The 5983-nt window shown below is 54.8% G+C and carries 7 protein-coding genes and 1 tRNA gene; 5 read left to right on the forward strand and 3 right to left on the reverse strand.

Features of this window, described 5'->3' with window-relative positions:
- Positions 1 to 127 precede the first annotated feature (127 nt).
- The 3 genes from cofG to AC0QHF_RS19425 all read left to right on the forward strand — a co-directional run bounded on the left by cofG (position 128) and on the right by AC0QHF_RS19425 (position 1515).
- Positions 128 to 1105, forward strand: coding sequence for a 7,8-didemethyl-8-hydroxy-5-deazariboflavin synthase subunit CofG (gene cofG / locus AC0QHF_RS19415; protein WP_324705890.1), 978 nt, complete (start codon positions 128 to 130; stop codon positions 1103 to 1105).
- 11 nt (positions 1106 to 1116) lie between these two features.
- Positions 1117 to 1187 (forward strand) — tRNA-Cys (locus AC0QHF_RS19420).
- Positions 1188 to 1359: 172 nt separating this feature from the next.
- Positions 1360 to 1515, forward strand: a complete 156-nt coding sequence (locus AC0QHF_RS19425; protein WP_324705891.1) for a hypothetical protein — start codon at positions 1360 to 1362, stop codon at positions 1513 to 1515.
- A gap of 32 nt (positions 1516 to 1547) precedes the next feature.
- On the opposite strand, the gene AC0QHF_RS19430 is transcribed toward AC0QHF_RS19425, so the two are convergent.
- On the reverse strand, positions 1548 to 2417 hold the full coding sequence (locus tag AC0QHF_RS19430; RefSeq protein ID WP_324705892.1) for a LysR family transcriptional regulator: 870 nt from the start codon (positions 2415 to 2417) through the stop codon (positions 1548 to 1550).
- A gap of 155 nt (positions 2418 to 2572) precedes the next feature.
- Here AC0QHF_RS19430 and AC0QHF_RS19435 point away from each other — a divergent pair, with 155 nt between their 5' ends.
- Both AC0QHF_RS19435 and AC0QHF_RS19440 read left to right on the forward strand, forming a co-directional pair.
- Entirely contained in the window at positions 2573 to 3058 is a 486-nt protein-coding gene (locus AC0QHF_RS19435) for a redox protein (RefSeq protein WP_324705893.1), read from the forward strand.
- 363 nt (positions 3059 to 3421) lie between these two features.
- Positions 3422 to 4603: a GGDEF domain-containing protein gene (locus tag AC0QHF_RS19440; protein WP_324705894.1), complete on the forward strand. Its 1182-nt coding sequence runs from the start codon at positions 3422 to 3424 to the stop codon at positions 4601 to 4603.
- Positions 4604 to 4639: 36 nt separating this feature from the next.
- On the opposite strand, the gene AC0QHF_RS19445 is transcribed toward AC0QHF_RS19440, so the two are convergent.
- Positions 4640 to 5170 (reverse strand): hypothetical protein, encoded by a 531-nt coding sequence (locus tag AC0QHF_RS19445; RefSeq protein ID WP_324705895.1) that lies wholly within the window; start codon positions 5168 to 5170, stop codon positions 4640 to 4642.
- A 72-nt stretch (positions 5171 to 5242) separates the two neighbouring features.
- Entirely contained in the window at positions 5243 to 5596 is a 354-nt protein-coding gene (locus AC0QHF_RS19450; RefSeq protein ID WP_324705896.1) for a XisI protein, read from the reverse strand.
- Positions 5597 to 5983: the final 387 nt, after the last annotated feature.

Genomic DNA, 5983 nt, shown 5'->3' on the forward strand with positions numbered 1-5983 from the left:
AGGTACGTATCCGGCAGGTGTTTTCCTCTACCGTGACTCTAATATGACACAGACTGTTAAGCTTTGTAAAGGGTTTTGACGAAATATTTACTTAACCGTTTGATAAGCAGAGCTAATCATTGTGCAGATGTCCGTCCCCGTCACCTATTCTCCGGCCTACACCGTCGTTCCGACCTACGAATGTTTCAATCGCTGTACCTATTGCAACTTCCGGGCCGATCCCGGAACGAGTCCCTGGCTGACGATCGCCCAATTGGAGGAACAACTGGCTCCGCTGTCGGCACAGGGGGTGATCGAAATTCTGATTTTGAGCGGGGAGGTGCACCCCGAGAGTCCCCGGCGCGGCGCCTGGTGCGATCGCATTTATGAATTGTGCGATCGCGCCCTCAGCTTGGGATTTGTGCCCCACACCAACGCCGGACCGCTGAAATTCGAGGAGATGGCCCGGTTGAAACGGGTGAATGTGTCGATGGGGTTGATGCTCGAACAAATCACCCCCGATCTATTAAAGACCGTCCACCGCCGCGCCCCCAGTAAAGTGCCCTCGGTGCGGTTGCAACAGTTGGAGTGGGCGGGGGAATTGCAGATTCCCTTCACCACGGGGTTGTTGTTGGGTATCGGGGAAACCCCGGCGGATTGGCGGGATACCTTAGAGGCGATCGCAAAAGTTCACGATCGCCACGGCCACATTCAAGAAGTGATCCTGCAACCCCACAGTCCCGGGAGCCGACAAGCTCAAACGGGAGAGGCCTTTAATTTGGCTCAATTGCCGGAAGTCGTCGCCATCGCCCGTTCCATCCTCCCCGATGCCATCGCCCTACAAATTCCCCCGAACCTGATCGCGGAACCCGACTTATTATTAAAGTGTCTGGAAGCGGGCGCCCGGGATTTGGGCGGCATCGGTCCCCAAGATGTGGTCAATCCCGACTATCCCCACCCGCACCCCCACAGGTTGGCGGCCATTCTCGCCGAGTCCCGCTGGGAGTTGCGGCCCCGACTGCCGGTTTATCCCCAGTACGATCGCTGGCTACCCCCACAATTACAAATTGCCGTCGGCCGGTGGCGAAAAAAACTTGCGCGATCGTCATCAACTGTGATACGATAGTAAATCGCTGTGGCGGCATAGCCAAGTGGTAAGGCAGAGGTCTGCAAAATCTCCACCCCCGGTTCAAATCCGGGTGCCGCCTTTTCTGATAACCCGTTGCCCTGTAATGGTAACAACGCTTTACAGATTACTCATAACCCATTCCTGAGACGGGCTAAATCACTATATCGCTCCGGACGGGAGAACAGCGCCGGGGCACCGCGCTCCAGACCGATCCCGCAGGGGCTCGACCGGCGGGGCCTGGGGTTTCCCGGATGGGATGCCGGATCTCCGGCGATCGCGATCGGGCGAAACACCTCCCCGCCCTCGGCTTGAGTCTCTATGACGCTGATTCCGGCGGCGTCGGCACCGCAGAGCTCGATCGTGCGATCGACGAGACTTTGAAGGATCGCCTCGGGCTCGCCGGCTAACTGCCGGACCAGCGATTGTTAATTATTAATGGTTAATTGTTCCCCCGCAAGACATCCAAAAAGGCGAACACCGCCGGGGGATGCAAACCGTTGGCGAGGATAGCCGCGCCGATCGCCCGTTCCAAGCGCACGGGGAGCGATCGCACTTTCACGGATTTGGGAATCGGGAGCGCCGCCAACCGGGGCAGAATTGCCGCCCCCAACCCCTGCGCTACCATGCTGACGATGGTGGAATCTTCCTTAATTTCGTAGGCAATTTTTAGGGTCTGCCCCCACTGAGCCCAGTGGTCGCGGACGGCGGAAGTACATTCGGCGTAATTGTAGAGAATAAAGGCGTGGGACGACAATTCTTCCCAGGTCAAATTGTGGGGAATATTTCCCGCCGAATTCGGTAGCAATACCACATATTCATCCCGGGTAATTTCCCAGGTGTCGAACTCCTCCGATCGCGGCAGGGGAATCAACCCGATGTCCACCTGGCCAGTCCGCAAAGCCTGTTCCACCCCCAGGGGGTCCGTTTCCGTGATTTTCACCTCCACGTTGGGAAAATTGTTGCGAAAGGCGGCTACTTTGGGGGGCAGGATGTGGGTAGCGGCGCTGCGGAAGGAGGCGACCCGCACCCGGGAACCGTGCAATCCCTTTTCCAAATTGACTTCCTGGTCGATGCTGTCCCGCAACTCCAGCATTTTCTGGGCGTGGTTGAGGACCCGTTCGCCGATGGGGGTGAGGTGGGCGCCGAAGCGCCCCCGACACAGCAGGGGAATGCCCAATTCGTCCTCCAGGGATGCGATCGCTCGGCTGACGGAGGATTGGGAAATATTCAAATTGAGGGCTGCTTCGGAAAAACTGCCTTTTTCGACGACGGCAAGCAACACCCGCACCTGAAACAAGTTCATAGACATCAGTTGAAGCAGTGGGAAGGAAGGACCGCCGGTGGCGGTTGCCAAGTTCTATCCAGTTTATGCATAGAAATGATGCCAAATGAGTTTTGCACGATACGGAACGAAGTCACTAAGCTATGGGGAACCTCTGGACTTCAGTTGCCAAAATCCGATCTATGTTTGAGTTACTTCCCTTTCACAAGTTCCGCGATACCCCCAGCGTCCGCTTTTTCGATATCACCGTCGCCGACTCCAACGCCCGGGATCTGGTGTTCCACGAAGGGCCGGCCACTAGCCCCAACGACACGGAGGACGGACACTGGCAGTTTTACCTCCACCCCAACCAGGAGGACAACCTGCTGGCGGTTTCCGGGGGCCGCACCTTTTATCTGGTCAATTTTTCCTGGGAGTACCCGTACCACATCGTCCGCCTGGACGCGAACCGCCACATTTTGCGGATTCCGCCGGGCACGTTCCACCGGTCCGTTTCCGATCCCGAGGGGTCCCTGGTGCTCAATCAGGCCATCCGCACGGCCCGGGCGACGGTGGAAAGCGAGTTCCGGGTCTACAACAGCGCGGACATCCCCCGCCTGTACCGGATCACGTCCCACGAGGCGCGGCCCCCGATCCTGCACGGATTTGAACGCCTGCGGGCCGCATGAAGCCGCGATCGCGATCGCACCCGACTCGCTTGGGAACGCAACTCTGACATGAATATTTTGGCTTTCGAGCCATTGAATCGGAATGATGGGGCGATCGCGATTGGAAGGGTGTCGGGTGTCGGGTGTCGGGTGTTGAGGGACGACCGGGGAATTATTTCTTCCTCCACTTCCTCCGCTTCCTCCGCCTTCTTTTGAATCAAGACTTATCTTCCTCACCCGACTCTCAACACCTCTCCCTTGTCGCACCAACACAATTAACCTGAGTCGGGGCGGCCAAGTGAACCGCCCCGATCGCGATCGGGGGTACATTAACCGGCGCGAGAGATGAGCTACCATTGAAATCATGGGACGGGAATTCTGCCGATGGAATCTTTTCAATGGACTCGACAATTTGAAACGGGTTTAAAAGAGGTTGACGAACAACATCATTATTTGGTCGATCTGATCAACCAACTGGGCAGCAGATTGGTCGAGAACGAGCTGATTGATAACGATGTCGTCGTCCTCTTCCGGGAGCTTTTCAACTACACCCAATATCACTTTCAGGAAGAAGAAGAATTAATGAAACGGGCGGCGATCGCGCCCCGACATTTCGATTTACACCTGGAGCAGCACCACTATTTTTTGAAAGAAATTATCTATTTTTACAGCGGCCTGCACCTGGACGAACTCCGGGACACCTCCTCGCTTCCCCAGACCGAAGTCCTCACCACCACCTCTTTGAAAGAGGTACACGACCTGTTGAGTTTTCTGACGAATTGGCTGGTTTATCACATCCTGGGTTTGGATCGGGAAATGGCCGACCAAATTCACGCCATTCAAGCCGGGGTCAGCCCGGAAACGGCCTACCAACAAGTCCAAAAACCCCAAGAGGGCGCCACCGCCACCCTCCTCGCCGCCCTGCACCATTTGTTTCATTTGATGGCGGCTCAAAATTTGGAATTGCGGGCGCTCAACCAGTCTTTGGAGGCGAAGGTAGTCGAGAGAACGCGATCGCTCGCGGAGGCGAATCATTACTTGGAAACCCTGGCATTGACTGACCCTTTAACCAGTTTACCCAACCGCCGCTACGCCCTGCAACAGTTGGCTGCTTTGTGGGAAGAATCGACCGCAGAAAAAACGCCGTTACTCTGCATGATGGTGGATGCCGATCACTTTAAAATTATCAACGACACCTACGGCCACGACGCGGGAGATTTGGTGTTGTTGGAGTTGTCACAAACGTTGAAATACACCCTCAGAACCGATGATATTGTCTGCCGTCTGGGGGGCGACGAATTCTTGGTCATCTGTCCGAAAACGAACCTGTCGGGGGGGTTGCATATTGCCGAACTCACCCGCCAGACGGTGGGGACCCTGCGAGTGCCGACAGGGGACGGTTTTTGGCGGGGTAGTATCAGTATCGGGGTGGCGGTCCGCACCGAGTCGATGGCGGGTCCGGAGGATTTGATCAAGGTGGCGGACGAGGGGGTTTATCTGGCAAAAAAAGCGGGAAAGAATTGCGTGAAGACGGCTTCAAAAATGTGCGATCGCGCCGGACTCTAACGACCGAATTGACGCGATTTTTACCACTCTAACATCCTACTTTTTCTCCAGTTCGCATTTGAGGCGATCGCTCAGTTCGACCAATTGTTGATAAACGGACTCGTGGGTGTATTCGTCATCGGGATGGGGCGGTTGCCCCGGGCGTTGAAAGTGGGGCCGTTCGTCGTTCATTTCTCCCCACAGCATATCGACCTGTCGCACCAGTTCGTGCAGAATTGAAGGATTCTCCAGAATCGATTTAAGCAACCCTGAGAAGGCTTGCAGGGGGGCATCTAAATGGCGACTGATTCGCGCCGTATCCTCATCAACCCACCGATACAAAACCGTCTGCAACGCCCCGGAAACATCGGGTAAATTGTGACGGATAAAAGTATTAATTTCCCCCTTCAATTGTACCAGCTTGGGAACCGGAGATTCTCCCTTCAAAAAAGATCCGCCCTCCCGGGCGATGACATCGGCCAGGGTGAATTCCCGGCGGCTGAACACATCCCGCCGCATCTGTTGCATTTCTTCCTCGTCGATGGGCGATCGCTTTCGGGGTTCGGGGTTGGAGGTATCTGAATTCATGGCGACAATTGGGAGAAGGTGAAGGTTGTATTGATGGTATCACAAATCGGGAGCGATCGCGCCGAATTCCCATCAGGCCGTTGCAAATTCCGTCAGGGGCCGTTTGCTGGGATGGTGGAAGCCCAAAACGATATGATTTTTCGGGATTCCCGCCGCCAGCAAATCATCCACGACGCATAAATTTGTCCAATCCTGTTCCACCCATATTTTACCATTCTTGATGCTCAGATAAATCATCATATTCTGCACCAGCTTTCGATCCTCCCACCCGAAGCGGAACCAAAGATATTGATCTCGGGTGTCGTCCAAAGCCAAGCGATCGCAAACTTCAGATGCCGGATTTTTCTCGGGTTTCTGGTGGCTCATCTCATAATATTCTGTCAATATTTTTTTGACAATATTGCGATAATTCTCTAAGTCAGCCATCGGATCGGTTCCTCCCAGGTTTGATATCAGTTATAATTTTAACGATCCTCTTCAGAGAATTTTCGCTATTAGCTTGGGAATTTATATCAGATCCGGTTATTTACCTGAGAATCGGAGATCCCCCCCAGCCCCCCTTAAAAAGGGGGGAGCCGGAATTGGCTTTGACGAAAGTGGGTATTTAACCGAATTTAATATGATTCCCAAGCGGTCTGACAATTGGGACGGTTTTATTATACAGAAATTTTCAAGCCAACCTAGTACACTCGCCAATTCAAAGTCCCCGTTGAAACCAAAGCGAAGCCTCCTCTGGCTCCCCCCTTATCTCCCCCCTTACAAAGGGGGGTTGGGGGGGATGGGGGCGGGGGGGGGATCGAAGGGGGATAATGG

It is taken from the genome of Lyngbya sp. CCY1209 (assembly GCF_055795065.1).

Bases quoted from the DNA above. Each gene is read 5' to 3' on its own strand.
- cofG (WP_324705890.1), top strand. From the start codon at position 128: ATGTCCGTCCCCGTCACCTATTCTCCGGCCTACACCGTCGTTCCGACC.
- AC0QHF_RS19425 (WP_324705891.1), top strand. From the start codon at position 1,360: ATGGGATGCCGGATCTCCGGCGATCGCGATCGGGCGAAACACCTCCCC.
- AC0QHF_RS19430 (WP_324705892.1), bottom strand. From the start codon at position 2,417: ATGTCTATGAACTTGTTTCAGGTGCGGGTGTTGCTTGCCGTCGTCGAA.
- AC0QHF_RS19435 (WP_324705893.1), top strand. From the start codon at position 2,573: ATGTTTGAGTTACTTCCCTTTCACAAGTTCCGCGATACCCCCAGCGTC.
- AC0QHF_RS19440 (WP_324705894.1), top strand. From the start codon at position 3,422: ATGGAATCTTTTCAATGGACTCGACAATTTGAAACGGGTTTAAAAGAG.
- AC0QHF_RS19445 (WP_324705895.1), bottom strand. From the start codon at position 5,170: ATGAATTCAGATACCTCCAACCCCGAACCCCGAAAGCGATCGCCCATC.
- AC0QHF_RS19450 (WP_324705896.1), bottom strand. From the start codon at position 5,596: ATGGCTGACTTAGAGAATTATCGCAATATTGTCAAAAAAATATTGACA.